Genomic DNA, 16,172 nt, shown 5'->3' on the forward strand with positions numbered 1-16,172 from the left:
GTTAATCCCTCCTCCTTCGTCGCCGCATGGGAGGAGGGTTGCCTCCCACTGCTTGCAACGCTTGCGCAACCCGCTCACTCGAGAAATCGTGAAAGAGTGGGTCCAGGACAAGCGGTCGTTGCAGATTAAGCAGCCCCTGATTGATAGCGAATCCGAATAGGCCGCTGTGCCCGGGTCTCAATACCAAATAGGGAGGCTCCCGCATCGCCTCCAGACGTACAACCTCAACTTGAAGCATCCTTCCGAGGGATATATTGACCATCCAGTTGTCAGGTAGTCCTGCAGTGGCGAGCAATGTTTGGGCGTCCGGGAATGATAGCCCCAGATAGTTCCGCCATGGCACATCGAGTTCGATGCCGTCATCCTCGTTCGATAACGCCAACAGGAAGTCACCATCATTAATCCTTGCATCTCGCGATGTAGGAGCAAAGGCGAACGCCCGCAACTCTGCGCTAACAAATCTCGCATCAGTTGCTCTTATCTCATCAATGCAGGCCTCGACCTCTGCGCCTATCGCTGGACTAAGCCCGCGTATTGAGAAGAAATGGGCTTCACGCTCTTCAACTGGAAGCAATCGCCGTTGTCGATTCTCGATCTCTTGGCATGCCACATTCAGCTTCTCAAAAGCGATCAGGCTCCGGGCGCGTTCTGGAATTCTCGTTTGCGCTGGAGGAGCCGCACGGAATGGAGCCTTGCGCAAGATGAGTCGGTCACGATACTGTTCCCTCAGTCTTCGGACCACATGCTGAAGCGCGCGAAGGTGAGTGCTGGTCGCATGCTTGATGCCCTCATAAAGTTCGTCGCGTGTGTACCTCCTCCATCGTGATGGATTGCCCGGGAATCTGGAATCAAAGTGACGAAGGAAGATCGTGTCTTGCCAAAGCTCGTATGCACGTTCGAACGGAATCTGATCGCTCATGGGCGTTCTGAATCCAAATGGCAGCCGGAACTCATATGGGTCGCCATTTTCATTCCTGACCGGAAAAAGTGTGTTTGCCGTTTCAAAAAGGGAGTAGTCGTGTGGGATTGGAAGCCCAAGTAGCAACCGCACAACATCCTTGACGATTGTCCCCGGCTGAGACTTGAAGAGGTCAGGGTCAGGAAGCACTTGTTCAGGCGGGAAAAGTCGAATCAGTAATTCGATGAGGTTAACGACCTCTGGGTGGTTCATGTGTCTTTCGAATACCCGACGCAGTTGACGAACTTCAAGCATGTCCCAGAAAAAGATGTGAGAGGAGACGCGCTGACCCGCAGGCAATCCTTCATTGGTAGTGGAAACATCCTCAAGCCATCCCGAGACGAGTGTGATGAATTCCACCAAACGGGCCCGTTCTGTGTCGGGATTCATTGAATCCACTCGGTCCACAACAAACACATGCTCCTCTGTCTGCGGTGGATCGCCTTGAGTTCTTCCGGCCCGGAAGTAGACGCGGGCAGCACCTATGGCGAAGGTGATGCCAGAGCCCGGATCGAAATGGATCGTGATGAAGATGTTCTGATCGCTCCACGCAGGCATGAGCGCACACCTGCGTCCCTCAATGGGCACGGGCTGGCCCGTCGCGAGGGCTTCTGCCCTGACCGAGAGGATGGATGCATCTGCACGGAGCTGATGGCTTGACGATTCCGCTGCCTGCCACTGGGGCGAATTGTTTACGATGGCATTTCTGAGTGCGTTGGTCGTAACAATTCCGTTCTGGCGGATCAACTCGGCTTGCCCCTGGTTGAGCCATGGCAAGCGGGAGAGATGATCACAATTCTCAGCATCCTGTCGGCAGTAGCGAACGTAATCGCAAAGCTGGCATTTGGGTCCCACATGCCACGGAGAATCCCCTGGGGCTTGGCCTAGAACTCGAAGAAGTCGTTCCTCGAAAAACTGTTTCACATGAACTTGGTAGACCTCGTATGGAACTGGAACCAGTGTCTTTAGCAAAGCCAAAGTAACAGGATCGGATTCCCCTTTTGCCTGTATATCCCTAACCAAGTTCCTGAATGCGTTCGCGTCATGGCTACCTGGCCAAATGAATCCTTCTGCACTGACGCCATATCGACCGGACAACCCACGCTCAACCAGAGCCGCTGCCAAGGACAGCGCATAATAGGTAACTTCGGTGAAGTGGCGAAGCGACGGTTCTGCAGCCATCTTCACGTCGATGACATGAATCTCATATTCTGGTGCAGGGTCGGGGTCTCCGATTAGCGGAGCGCCAGTACCGTAAGACCTAATCCAAATGATGTCTGGCCGCGCTCTTACCGGCTCCAGCCTATAAGTATCGTAAGCCTGCTGGAGACCGGAAGTGATGCTCGATGGTACTTCGTATTCGCCTTCAACGATTGCAGTCGGCGGGGTCTCCCGCTCCAAAATGCTGAGCAGATTTTCGACTCTGTCGAATGGTCTGCGGCCGAGTAGATCATCAACGTCAGTTTGCTCAACGTACTCGATGGTGTCAGGCGGCGACGTGGCGATCAGGTCCTGATATTTATCGGCTTCCCATCGTCGGCCCGCCGCCTTGATAAGTTCAATACCAGGCCGTTTGTATGTGTCAGACTCAATCCCGAGGGAAGCTGTTTCTGCATCTGAGGCGAGTCTGAACCTAAGAAACCGGTCACAGTCAAACTTGAATGTTAGGGCAAGCGTCCCTTTATCGAGTTTCGGCATATTGCCTGCCTCCATGTTCTTTCGTAAGATCAAGCGCGCCCTGGAGTGACAGCAGATCGCTATTCTCCTGCCCGATAACAGCCGATGCCACGATCATGGCGCGTTCAAGGTTCAGGCGATCCGGGTCGCGGAAACCGATCTGTCGAGTCTTACCCAGATCTTCAGCGTATGCAGATGCCTGCTGTTTAGCCTGTTTGATTGCGGTACGCGGAACCGTCACATTGTCCGAACTCTCTGACGGCACCTGATTGCCCTTACGACAGACAAACACGGCATCCCATTTGATGGTGCCGTTATAGGAATGCAGTCCACCCTGACCTTCACCGCGCAGGGGCATAACGGTCGCACATTTCAGCCCGGAACGAACAAGTGCGTCCCCGAGAGCTCCCCAAGCCACGGGTGACTTGTGGTGATAGGTGAAAACCATAATTCCGTCCTTTTTGAGCACGCGGCGGCACTCACAGAAAATGCGGTGCAAGCTGTTCCGGTAGACTTCGATAGACTGGTCGCCGCGATCCGTTAGAGCGAGGTTCTCCTTAATCGGGGCTGCAATGGCCGGATTGTCGTAAGGAGGTTCGGCCATACCGAGGGACTGGTGCCAAGCCAGGTAGAAGTCGGAAAGTTCTGAGTAGCTGAGATTGTCGAAATACGGCGGATCGGTGAGGATTAGGTCGATACTGCCATCCGGAATCCCTTCGAGGCTTTCGGAGGTCTTGGTGGATATCGAAGCCCGGGATGATCCTCCCAGCACTCTCCATGGGTGCGTTGAGACTTCTTTCGCGGCGGTTTGGCGATAGATCATCGCTGGTTTTCGTCCACCCTTTGGGTCCAGATTGGTGGGCGCTGCGGCGAACGCCACTGCCTTGGCAATCTTGCCGAGGACATTTGGGAAAGTGCCGCGTCCGATGCCGTCGAGCCATGGGTTGATTTCCACCGGCCTGGTGATGTGCCGGTACCCGTGGATTGAAAACATTGGGCTAATGCGCCGATACCCAAACGCATAGGCCGTATACATGCAGTTCGTTGTAAGGTGTTCGCTGAAGGCAATGGCCAGAAGCCTGCGCGACCTCGGGTCCTCGACTCTGGTGATGGCTTGGCCCAACAGTGTCAGGTGGAGCAGTTGACGGTCGTTGAAGAGATCGCGGTATCGGGTGAAGCCGTGGATCAGTGGCCTCGCGTCGGACCGACCATCTGCCGGAATGGCGCGGCTGGGTGCGAAGCCACCGTCGGCCTTTTCAACATCCTCCAGAAGACTGCGCGCCCGACCGTAGCGAATACGGTCGCCTTTGCTCGCCGTTTTGAAGTGGCGAGTGACACCGGTCCGTGTCTCTTCAAGATACTCCTGTGCAAAGAGTCGCCATTCAGGCCGCATTGGCGCATCCCCACGCTCGCCGAGTCCCGACACGTCACCGCACCCTGGGCATCTGACCTTTCCCTGGTCAAGGGTTCCTTGTGCGATGCGGGTGCGCGTCCCGCATCCGCATCGGATTTCCTTGCGGGCAATAGGAATCTCCGAGACCTCATGGCAGCTTTTACAGAACACCCATTGAAGACCTTTTTCCTTGCTGTACGCCAACTGGTAATGGGGATGAATTTCAAAGGTTGTTCCGCAGGCTTTGCAGGTTCGACACTCGACCCAGAAATGATGGAGAACCACGCGTTCGCCTGTACCTGGAACGGTTGTCCGGTGAAAGGGGCTAATCTGTGCGGACACCGTTTCACAAAGAGCGGCGATTTCCGGTGACAAAGGATCGTAAGAAGCTGTTTCAAGTTCGAATCGCGTGATGAAGGTGGCAACCGGATCGATGTCGTACCCAATCACGCGGGCACCACAGTGCCCGGCCTCGACAAGGCTGGTGCCTCCGCCCACGAAGGGATCGAGCACGACCGCACCGTCCAGAGACAGGTCTCCGAGATACAGGTCCCAGAACCGGTCGGCTTCCTCGGGTTTTAGGGATAGGCCAGTCAGGATGGCCCTGAACTGCGAGCCAAGACGCCGTGCAAACCAGCGATGGACCCGGTAGATCGGATTGGTGCACTGACCTTCACGAAGAGCGAGCTCGGCGATCTCGGCAATAGGGACCTTGCCCGATTCAAGCAGAGTGCCTTCTGGAAATGCGGTAAAAGTCGTTTGCTGACCAGGTTCGCCAGAAAGCGGATTGGTCTGGGAGACACGCTGGGCCAGGTTCATGGTGCGCCCCCCTTCGTCGTCTGCTTCCGCAACATGACGAGGTCGTCGTCCAACCCATGGCGGAGAAGATCGAGTCTGGATGACGCAGCCACAAGGCTCTCGGCGTGGACCGGCTTGATCCGAAACGGGAAGAGGCTCGGGCTGTCGATCAGATCTTTCAGCGGAGCCGAGCCGTTGGCACGGGCGTGGAGAGACGCTTCGGCCAGCCAAGCGATCAGACGGAAATCATCAATGGCCAGCGTTGTCCCGCCAGAGTAGATGCCCTTTGCGCCGGTCTCCTGAAGCACGCCCCAGTCCAGATACGAGCGCAGCACGCGGCGGGCTGCTCTGGAAACGGTCTCCCGCTCGCCGTATTGCTCGCGGACCCGGCGCTGGACATGAGCTGCGGCAGCGGAGCCCTGAAGCCTCAGAAGACGGCCGGTCTGGGTGGCTACACCCGACCAGAACGGGTAGACGGCCATGACCATCCCCCAGTGGATGGCCAGATGATCGCATCGAGGAACACGTTTGAGGAGCTGCAGTCCTTCGACGCGCAACGAATCGAGTTCGCTCGGAACCGTCAGCCACGTCTTAAGAAGAATCGTAATGATCTTCTCGCGGTTGCCGCGTTCAGCCTGACCGCCGACGGAAACCTTGTCCTTCAGCAGCTCCTGCAAGGCATCGTTGACCGCAGCCTTGTCATTCCCAGCCAGGATCAGGTTGGCTGTCTGCTCAAGCCATTCCAGACGTACCCGCTGACTGAATCCGATCTGGTCGGTCCGTCTGGTCATCCGCCCCTCCTCTCGATTTGGATCAGAGGGACGATGAGTTCCTCGACTGAAACGCCGCCGTGACTCACGGCGCGCTGCTTTTCTTGGACAAACGCCCGCCGAGCAGGGGCCAGCAGGGCGAGGTAATCTTCGGGGAGCCCAACGGTTCCCCATTCCAGCGCATCGGGAAATCGTTCTTTCACTTTTCCGCGAAGGGCTGCGTCGGGATAGATGCGGACTCGTTCGCCGCGCAGGTCCGCCACAGCCCCTTCGGATGGACGACCGCAACCTTCCGCCTCAAGGTTGCCATGATCAGAAGTCAGAAAGATACGGAAGCCCCGATCCAAGAGCAGATCGAGGAGTGTGTTCAGGTACGGCTGCTTGGCCCACTGGCCCACTTGGTTGTGCATCCCGGCAGTGCCCATTTCCATCCCGTGCATGATCTTGTCGACCTTGTCCACGACCAGCCCGGCGACCCTTGCCTTGGGATGAGAAAGCGCTTCGGAAACGTTTTCCAGGCCGCCGTCGCCCAGGCCCTTGAGGTAGACGACCTCGTTTGGCATAAGGCCCTGATCCGCCCAGAACTGCGCCCAGAGAGCGGGTTCCTTGTCCGTGGTCTGGATACTGTTCGGGAAAAAGATGGGAGCCTTGCCGGCAAAGGTTGCCTGGCGCGAAACGGAGGTGAGCGAAGGAATCCAGGCAAAGACCGCCTGCTCCCGGAATCGCAGCCCGGGCTGTTTTGTGGCAAGTGCTTGGCGGACCACCAGCCATTGGTCCAAGGCAAGGCCGTCCACCACGATCAGTGCGATCTTGGCGGTGCGGTCTTCTCCCATTTGGCGGGCAAGAAATCGCGGGAGGTGATGCAACATGACCGGAGGAACCGGTGGCAGATTGACCAGGCCGGCATACCGCTTGAAGAGCCAGGCTGCGAAACCGGCATCCACCTGTGCCTGCAAGTTCTTGATGCGCGTGTCAGTCGGTTCGGAAATCGCTTCGGCCTGATCGTTCGCCAGCAGGATCGCCTCCGCCCATCCGCGGGCAAAGTGGAACCAGTCCGTGTGCTTCGCGTCCTCGGCCGGAATGGATGCCTCCAGGCTGTCGATGAGCTTGCCCAGGCGACGGGACCTGTCTTCGATGGGAGCGGTTCGAACGCCGATGCCTACCCAGGTCTTGGACAAGGTGTCCGCATGCTCGTGCGGAACTGAATGCAGCAACCCCTCGACGAACAGGTTATCGATGTAGACCCGGATGTCATGGTGGTCGAAGGGGAGTTCGATGGGTCCCTCAATGGACAGACCGTAGGGCTTCTCGTCCTCACGAACGCCGGACGTCCCTTTGGCTGCTTCACGGTCAAGAAAGATCGGCCAGCGCTCTTGCAGGAACGCGAAGAAGGCTTCTCTGTCCGCCACCAGGGTCTCAAGTGGCCAGTCGTCGAAGACGTTACTCTGGCGCAGAAGCTGGATGAACCGTCCGTCGAGGTCAGCCGGGATTCTTTGGCCGCGGTAGTGACGGCGCAGCAGCACCCGCAGGAGGTCCGATGGCTGTTTGACCAACTCGGGCGCGATTTCAAAGACGTGCCGGAGGACGAATTCCTTGGTGGCGTTGTCGCCCAATTGACCGGGTGCATGTCTCTTCTGCGCCTCATACAAGGCATCGAGGTCCCCGCGATCCAGGGCGGTCACAACCGGGTAACTGAGGTTCGGGAAGATGTCGCCGAGGTTGAAGGAGAGTCTGCGACCGGCCTGGAGGAGATCATAGGGCAACCCACTGAGGTCGCTTGCTTGCGAGCGCAATACGACGACCAGGTCCATGTGCTCGCCACGGTCCCAGCGGGAGCGGAACTTCGACTCGTAGGCATAACGGAACGCGATGTGGTCCTCAAACGGGATCAGCTCGAATCCGCGCTCGCGGACGCCTTCGAGAATGCCTTCTTCGAGGAGGAGTCCGTCCGGATCGGCCACCAGGGTGAGTCGGGCGACCTTCGGGGTAAATTCCTTCAGGATTTGATCGCGCCAGCTACTCATGAACACCGCCCTCCACCCGAATCACAAGCAGCGGCACCATTTCGGGATAGGCATGGGCCTTCTGATCGAGCTGCTCCTGGAAGCTCCGCTCCTCCTGCGAGAGAAGGTTCAGGCGATAATTACGGACCTGGGGCAGGCCGATCCGCTCGACGGTCTTGCGGCGCGCGCCAAAGGCGTAGTCGGCCTTCTCGCGCTCGCGTGCGATGCGGCCCCGGTGCTCTTGCACGAGCGCTTCGTAGATTGGCTTCCCGTGCTCCTCTGCGGCACTTTGCAGCTTTGCGAAAGCGGCTTGGGAGACCTCGGCGTCAAGAACGGACCGGACCTTTGTGCTTGCCGCGAGGAGCTGGTCCCATACGTGTCTGGCCGTCGGCATATAGACCATGCCGTTGTCGGCCAGGAAGAGAGGCATGATCCGTCGACGGTTCCACTCCATGGTGGCAATCGCGATCCGCCACAAGGACCAGACGCCCTGAACTTCCTCGGAGAGACCTGGGATCGACACGATGGGAACCGGCTGGCCCGGCGCAAAACGCGGGAGCCGCATGGCCAGTCCGCGGACCTTCGGCTCTTCAAGGGTAAGGTGACGGGCGGCCGGTAGCCTCTCGGCTTCCTTACCGGTGAAGACCACATTCTCGTATGTCTCGCCGTCGGGCCAGGTGAGTTTCCAGCTCTGGCTTCTCCTCTCGGCCTGGCCGCCATGCGCCTTCAGGTAGCTCACGGTCATGCGCTCGACCCAATGGGGCAAGGGGTGGGTCAGCAGCCGCTGGGCTTCGCCAGGCTCCAGGTCCTCCGTCGCGCCAAGGACGGATGCGGTCGTGCGTGCATCGCGGGCCTGCTCCTGCAAGCGGGCGACCACGCTCTCCACGGATTCCTCCACTTTTTCGGGATTGAGGATCGCCTCGACATACATCTCGTCGAACATGTGGCCCGCCTGGGCCGAGTCGAGGACGTCGCCGGTCTTGTCGATGCCGAACTCCTCGAAGATGACGGCAAGCTTCTGCTCCAGTACCTCACGGACCCGATGCTCCACAGAGCCTTCGAAGACGAAGTTGACCGCGCGCACCGCATGGGCCTGGCCGATACGGTCCACCCGGCCGATCCGCTGTTCGAGGCGCATCGGGTTCCAGGGGATGTCGTAGTTGATCACCACGTGGCAGAACTGGAGGTTCAAGCCTTCTCCGCCGGCGTCGGTGGAGATGAGAATGCGGACATCCTTGGCAAATGCCTCCTGGACTCGCTTACGTTCTTCCATGTCCATGGAGCCGTTCAGACAGACGACCGAGAACCCGCGCTCAGTCAGGAACCGACGCAGCATCTCCTGGGTGGGAACGAACTCGGTGAACACCAGCGCCTTCAACTCCGGGTCGCTCTCCTCGGACTGAAGGCGGTAGAGCCAATCGAGCAACGCCTCGGCCTTGGCATCCGGTCCGATCTGCTCGCAGCGGGCCGCGGCTTCCAAGAGCAGCTTGACCTCGGCGCGCTCGTTCTTGAGCGCCTTGAGGCGGGTGCGGAGCAACACGTCGATTTGCTCCTGGCCGTCCAGGTCCGCCCATTCCTCTTCAGTGGTGAGCGGGAATAATGTCAGTTGTTCCTGGGGTGCGGCGAGCGCCTCGAGCCGCCTTTCAAGCGTGGTGCGGATGGCGCTGGTACTGGAGACCACCAGGCGCTGCATCAGGATCATCAAGAAGCCGATGTAGCTCCGCTTCTCCCGCATGGCCTGGTTATAGCCTTCCCGCACGTATTCGGTGACCGCCTCGTATAGGTGCTGCTGGTTGCGGTGCTGCTCTCCCCATGAGACCGGGCCAAGCTGCGTGCGCCTCGGTTTGAACAGGGGCTTTCCATCGGCATCGATAGCGCGGCGCTTCTCGGTGCGGATGACATGCGGCTGGACCCGCTCGCAGGTGACGCTGCCGACGTCCGGGAACTCCTGGGCGTCGATCAGGGAAACCAGCCGATGAAAGGCGTCGGTCTTACCCTGGTGCGGGGTGGCCGAAAGCATCAGGAAATATGGCGCAGCCTCGGCCAGGCCTTGGCCCAACTTGAATCGGGCTACTTGATCGGTGCTGCCACCGAGACGGTGTGCTTCGTCCACGATGACCAGGTCCCAGCCAGTGGAGATCAGGTCCTCGAACCGCTCCCGGTTGTGCTCGCTCACCTGGGCCGCACTCCAGCCGCGCCGCTTGTCCAGAGGCTTGACCGAATCCATCGGCACGACCACCTGCGAGAACATCTGCCAGGCATTGGCGGGCAGAACCTCCAAGTCGGAATTGACCTTTTCGCCGTTTCCCGGGCCCGTCACCGGGGCGATCCGTTTCAGGGTCTTGATGTCCTCGGGGAGCACGAGCTGGAAGGTCTCGCCGAAGTGGAAGCGCATCTCGCTGACCCACTGGCTCACCAACCCCTTCGGGGCGATGACCAGCGTCCGCTTGACCAGCCCGCGAAGCTTGAGCTCCCGCAGAATGAGTCCGGCCTCGATGGTCTTGCCCAAACCGACCTCGTCCGCCAGGAGATAGCGCACCCGGTCATTGGCGATGGCGCGGGACAGAGCACGAATCTGATGCGGCAGCGGAATGACGGAGGACTCGATGGGCGCGAGCAGGACGTCCTGGGTCAGGGCATCTGCTACCCGCGCGGCGGCGGCGATGTAGGCGATGTTGTCCGGCGAACCGGTGCCCGCGCTCTCCAGGGACTTGAGCCTGGAAGCCGGGATGCGGACCACGGAGTCGCGGCCGGGCAGCCAGACGCGGCAGGTCGTCTCGCCCCAAAGTGTCTGGGTCTCGATGACTTTGCCAACCTGCCCGTATTCCTCGCTGTATGCCCATGTGATGTTCATTGCTTCTCACTCAGGAATCTTGAAGTCGTCATGCGGGAAACTCATAGACGCCAGCTCCACAATGCCTTCCTCACAGACCCAGTAGTGCAGATGGTGCTCGCTATCGATGTCGCGTCGATACGCCTTGGCCCGATCACTCTTTCTCACTCGTTGGGGATTTCCACCACCGGCACCGGTTCTCAGTGCGTGAGTTCGAGCCATATTGGTGCCTTCGAGCGCGTCGACAACCGAGTGCAGCAAATTGGAGGAAAGTGTCTGTGACGGATTGTGGCTCTGGAATGAATTCAGAAACCAGTTGCCCACACTAAAGCGTGGAACGTCGTCCCAGTCTGGGTCCATGCCGCGAGCCAAACGCGCTTTGTAAACTGCAATGTGAACGGCCGTTTCAACACCGACAGCATCCGCTGCCTTAAGCAGAATGGTTGCTTCATCAAGGCACCCGATTAGGCCCCTAAAATCATCGCAAACCAGCACATCGCCTTCGAAATATTCTGGCGGTGCAGGTGGCGTACCCAGGTCGTCACGTTCATGTTCGAGCATCTGGATGATGGCACGAACCCGGATGATCCGATCCGGGGCGCGGCGCAGAATCAACGAATGATCGGACACCGACTCCTGACAGTGACGACGGAGGATAGCGATCAATACAACGCATCGGGCCAGATCGGATTGCAACCGTGTACCTGAACACAGCCGGAGAATGTCTGGTTCGGTCGTCAGTCCTTCTGTGAGAACATCCCGGATGCGGAAGTAAGTTTCAAAGGATGGTGTCAACTGGAGAATCCGGTCCACGACCGCGGCAACGGTGTTGACGTCATATTCAACGATTCCGGTTGCGCTGAACAGCCGCTTGAGCTGATCCCGTAGAGGAAATAAGTCGTCAGCGAAGAGCGCCTCGGACGCCTGTTCGCTCATGTAGATAGCTACCCATGGCTCGTCCAGCAACTGGCTCCAGTCGAGCAGTGTCTCCAAATAACGATGGACATCGTCAGCGGACCCGTGTTCCGGTGGAGCTGCCAACACTCCCGCGTCAATGGTTACGCTGGGCATGGTCTACTTACCTCTCTGCCTTTTTCTTTTGGCTGCTGCTGCGCGCAGTATCGACTCGGATTCAAACTGACTCTGGTCAAAAAATCCTTCCGGCCAATCCAAGATGGCCCCGAATTCGTTAACCTTAACTTCCCGAAAAACGGACGAACCATCAGTCTTTTCTACGAAGTAGACCTTTAAGTTTTCAGTTACACGATTGTTTTTGTCTTCCGCAGCAGCCCGATAGCGAAGCCTGTTGATGAGATACTCACTATGCGTCTCGATGAGGCATTGCTTGCCCGACAATACGATTGACAGGAAGAAATCAGCCAGTCGTGTTTGAACCTTCGGGTGAAGGTGAAGTTCAGGCTGTTCGAAAATGAGTGTGGTGTCACGGTCAGCAAGCAAAGACATAACAAGGATCGGCAGCACTTGGCTAACTCCGACACCCACGTGAGTGAGGTCATGATTGGGTCCCCCCTCGGACAGAGAGACTTTCAGTTCATGTCCCAACTTGCCCTTGTCCACGCTATGAGCGGTCTCGGCAACGCCTAGATATTTCAGCCAATCGGTAACCGCCGCTTCAAGTGATCGAGGCACGGGACTTGGATCGAAAGGCGTCTTGCCGAATACCGCTGAAGGGATATATCGGATGAGCCGTTCGCGGTGAAGGTTGAGGACAGCCGCTGTCATTTCACCCTGAAGTCCAATGTCAGTCGGGTCTGCATGCGCCGCCAGTGGATACAAAGGTTTCGGCTCGTCACGTAACGGTCCGAGGTATTTCACCGAGTTGGAAAAGAACATTGCCAGGTAAGCTGATGCGTTCATCAAGTCAACCGGTGGGCGATACGGGAGCAACTGATACTCTGACTCGGTGGCCTTCCGTTCAGACCGCAGAACGTCCACGATCATTGCTTGCAAATCTGTCCATTCGCTCAATACGCGACGCAATTCGCGTCTTTTGTCCGGTGGCAGTTTCCGAGTACGGTCGATCCATTCACGGATGGGCATACCCGCTCCCACCTCGAAGAGCGCCGGTTGTTTGGCGAACAACGCAGCGTACTTTTCACCCAGTTCCGTCTGCAGTTGAATAATCAATGCATCAGGAATCACGAGTTCCCGATCCAAGAATGGCGCACGGCGGTATCGTGGTGCATCGTCCATTAATACCATTTGAATATACCGAGCAATCTCCTCGACCATGTTGACCCGGATGAAAAGTCGGTCTGGCAGAAAGTGCCGCAAGATACACCCGACTGGCTCGGCGCTTATGAGTTCCTCGCGTAGCTCGTCTAACGAGTCTTGATCAAGGACAATGTCGTATTCCAAACTGGCGCGAGAGATTTCATTGTCCGGTTCTTCTACATTGAGGTTGGCAATTTTCGCCCTGCCATCCTTGGTTCTTGTGACGGTGAGTTCATATCGCCTATCTGTATTGTCCTCGCCGCGGGCCAGAAGGGACATCGTGAAAAGGAAAAGGTGTGGCTGAAGTTGATACAACTCGCGTTCTGGGCTTCCTGGATTCGTATCAAAGGACAGCTTGCAGGCAATTTCCTTAATGGAATCGATACGCCGCCCATAGATTACTACCGGGCCAGGGAGGCGCATGTTTTCGATGATGGCCATCTGCGCATCTTCGGTGGGATGGCATTCCCAGCCGATGGTGATTTGGTCAAACTCTCCTTCATAAGACCGCAGGTCGTCGAATTGCCCAAGTCTCGCTAAGGTCCCGTTCAGCACCACAGACCGGCTACCCACTTTGTGGGCCAGAGTCTGGCTTACAAGCAAAAGTGATTGCAGAATTGTACTCTTGCCACTGCTGTTCGGACCGGCGAATAAAGTGAGTGGCGCGAGCGTAAGCGGCGTCTCCTTGACGATGGATTTGAAATTCGAGACGGTCCACTTGGTAATCATATATCCTCTCCTTTACGTGTGACAGCCTGGTCGTACCACATGAGGAGCTTCGGGTCTTCCTGGAGGACGTTCTCAGGAACCTTCCGGGCCACGGTGATGATTGTGGCATAGTCACGCTCCTGCCATGCCTTCTTGAATCCGGCCCGGACGGCCTCAAGGCGGAACACCTTCAGGCGCTTCTGGCTGGATGCCCGGTATTCCTCGAACTCCCTGAGCAGCGACCGCTCGCGCAGCTTCTCCAGGTCGCCGGCCTTGTTAGGGTCGGGCACGTACCAGCGGTCCTTGCCTTTTCCGCGCAGGCTCTCGTCTTCCTTTGAAAGGTTCCGAAGCTCTTTAAAGTTCGAGGAGAGGTAGCTGTGGACCTGGTTCGGCACCTCACCCTTGCCGTCGTAGCGGAGGAAGTTTTGTTCGAGTAGTTCGTCGAGCTCGAGCAGCTTCTCTGTCTTTTGCCACCCACCAATTTCCTGCATGAACTGGGGCTTCAGCTCTCCTGCCGTCTGGGGTTTTCTTAGGATCTGCTGCCGAAGCCACTGAATCGCCGAGGACTCGTCGGTGACGAAGAGCTGAAGCTGCAGAACCTCTCGGACGGTCATTCGTTTCTTGTCGTACTCGGCCACCTGCTCGGGGAGGAATAACATCCCATCCCGCTCGGAGAACCTCTGCACAAGCCCGGCGTAAAATTCCGCAGCGGACATCGGGACGGTCACTCCCCGCTGGACATGGAAAGCGACCATTCGGTCGAACAGCAGGTAATTCTGGCGTTCGGCGATAACTTCGGCCTGTCCATCCTTGGAGACGAAGACTGGGAGCTGCTTAAGGTGGGTGCGGATGAAGTCCCAGACACCTTCTGTCGTACCCGCTTCAAGCTTGAAACGCTCTTCAAGCCCACCATTAGGCTTATATGCGGAGATGACCAGGTCTTGTTTTACAGCGTTCGCGCCGCTGATTTGCTTCTTCGTCTTGCTTCCCTTATCCAGCACTCGAACATCGGCTACTACAAGACCGGCCTTACCAAGGGCTTCCTGAATTGCGCTCCACACGCTATTGCGCGAGTTATGGAATTCGACAGTCATCCATCGCCCAGGTTTCAAGCATCCGTGCATGGCGCTGAAACAGATTTGCATCAGGGATAAGTACTCAGGTAAGCCTTTACCTTGTATCCCACTGATAATTGCTTCCTGATCGGTGTTCGTGTGAACACGCAACCATGATTCCCATAAAAAACTCAGCTCGGAATAGGGCAGATTGTCTCCGAAGGGTGGATCAACAAAAATGTAGTCAATGGAATTTGGAGGTAATTGCTTTGAGATGAACGAGGTAGATTGCGTTGAGATTGCTACAGCGCCCGACACTAACGTTTGCGCCTTTGCAGCGACGAACTTCTTTATCTTGTTGCGGTAGGCCGTAAAAGGATTCGACTCGCATATCTGGCTTCCGACATATAGCGTTCCGCTCATTGGGTTGTAAGGGAACGAAACGCCCGGACGGTAGCGATTCATTTTGCTGATATTGATCAATTGGCTTGTGAACAGAAGGCGTAGAAGCCTGGGGACCCCCGAATTTTCAAATCTATTCTCGAGTTCTGACAGTGCCCATAAAGTGCGCTCAAAATAGAAATGATGAGCATGTGTAATGCCCTCATGATAGCCACGCTGGAGATCTCCCCATTCGGAAGTACGGAACATCAATTCTGGAATGGGCACGAAGTGAGGTGGGATATCTTTTTCGATTGTGCGCAAGGTCTCAAGATCGGTTGCATCAGGGCTTTTTTGATATGAGCGCCTCCCGACGTGATATTCAATCAAGACTGGTACTCGCGTTGACCTCTTAATATTCCTGCCCAACCATTTGTCGTAGTGGGTTTCGATTCTCCTTTGAAGTCCACGCTTTGTCAGCTCGGTTGAGCAGTGAGGACAGGGGAATATCGAAGACACCTTTCCAGATTCTTCATCTACGGCAGAATCGAAAAATACGACATCATTTGAACACTGAGGGCAGATAAAGACGTCGGACCAGACGGTGAAGTTGATAATTCCTTTGGTCCTTCCGTCCGAGTGGACCGTCTCCCACATCCATTTAAGTTCAGTCTCGACTTCCTTGATTATCCTTGTGGCTTCTCTTTCGAACAGCCCAATGTCGATGGGGAGGTTGTAGTTGTTTGCGATGAAAGTAGCTGCGGGTGAAAGATCGCAAAGAATTGCCTTTCGCTCGCCCCACTTTGGCATAGAGGCTTCTGCATTTTCAGCCTCCACCATTGAGCGAAAATCACCTGGCGGTGAACCACAGGCCTGGGCAGCGACACCTGTCATGCCGGTCCCACAGAATCCGTCGAGGACCACATCCCCAGGCTCGGTGTAATGCAGGACGTACCGCATGATGGCCTTGTGTGGCACCTTAGTATGGTATGTGTGGGCGTTGTAGATCGGATCGTTCTTGCCCTCGCTCACATCTGTGGCGAACGGCTCGCGGCTGTATGGTTTGCTCGGGTCGTAGGGCCTGCCGTAGTGCTTGATGAAGTCGGCAATAAACGGGTTGGGGCAGGCAGTATAGTACGGCGGGTCGGACAGAGCCAGGATGTCCTCCTCGGAGCCGATGGGGAACCCCTCGATCTTCCGAAACTCAGGGTCCTTCAGCTTCTCGCGCAGGCGGCCGAGGAAATGCGTCCGCCGCTCCTCGTCGTTCGGGAACGTCATGCCGAGACACTCCACAGGACCCTGCGGTTTGGCTGCAGGTTGAATGTCGAAGATGCTCTGCTCGTATGGGTTCTTTGCCATCT

At 57.0% G+C, this 16,172-nt stretch carries 8 protein-coding genes; all 8 read right to left on the minus strand.

The window, feature by feature from the left end; translation table 11 throughout:
* Position 1: 1 nt before the first annotated feature.
* The 8 genes from ACZ500_RS20045 to ACZ500_RS20080 are packed head-to-tail and all read right to left on the minus strand — an operon-like array spanning position 2 to position 16,170.
* Positions 2–2,656, minus strand: coding sequence for a hypothetical protein (locus ACZ500_RS20045; RefSeq protein ID WP_464229221.1), 2,655 nt, complete (start codon positions 2,654–2,656; stop codon positions 2–4).
* Positions 2,640–4,847 (minus strand): DNA methyltransferase, encoded by a 2,208-nt coding sequence (locus ACZ500_RS20050; RefSeq protein WP_464229222.1) that lies wholly within the window; start codon positions 4,845–4,847, stop codon positions 2,640–2,642. Before ACZ500_RS20050 ends, ACZ500_RS20045 begins: the two co-directional genes overlap by 17 nt.
* Complete coding sequence (locus ACZ500_RS20055; protein ID WP_464229223.1) at positions 4,844–5,617, minus strand: hypothetical protein; 774 nt, start codon at positions 5,615–5,617, stop codon at positions 4,844–4,846. The genes ACZ500_RS20050 and ACZ500_RS20055 overlap by 4 nt, the downstream gene beginning before the upstream one ends.
* A complete protein-coding gene (pglZ, locus tag ACZ500_RS20060; protein ID WP_464229224.1) occupies positions 5,614–7,620 on the minus strand; it encodes a BREX-3 system phosphatase PglZ in 2,007 nt (668 codons plus the stop codon). The genes ACZ500_RS20055 and pglZ overlap by 4 nt, the downstream gene beginning before the upstream one ends.
* Entirely contained in the window at positions 7,613–10,453 is a 2,841-nt protein-coding gene (locus ACZ500_RS20065) for a helicase-related protein (RefSeq protein ID WP_464229225.1), read from the minus strand. The genes pglZ and ACZ500_RS20065 overlap by 8 nt, the downstream gene beginning before the upstream one ends.
* Positions 10,454–10,459: 6 nt before the next feature.
* Positions 10,460–11,503 (minus strand): hypothetical protein, encoded by a 1,044-nt coding sequence (locus ACZ500_RS20070; protein WP_464229226.1) that lies wholly within the window; start codon positions 11,501–11,503, stop codon positions 10,460–10,462.
* 3 nt (positions 11,504–11,506) lie between these two features.
* A complete protein-coding gene (locus ACZ500_RS20075) occupies positions 11,507–13,396 on the minus strand; it encodes an AAA family ATPase (protein WP_464229228.1) in 1,890 nt (629 codons plus the stop codon).
* Positions 13,393–16,170, minus strand: a complete 2,778-nt coding sequence (locus ACZ500_RS20080) for a DNA methyltransferase (protein ID WP_464229230.1) — start codon at positions 16,168–16,170, stop codon at positions 13,393–13,395. The genes ACZ500_RS20075 and ACZ500_RS20080 overlap by 4 nt, the downstream gene beginning before the upstream one ends.
* Positions 16,171–16,172: the final 2 nt, after the last annotated feature.

This window comes from Desulfatiglans parachlorophenolica (genome assembly GCF_055394735.1).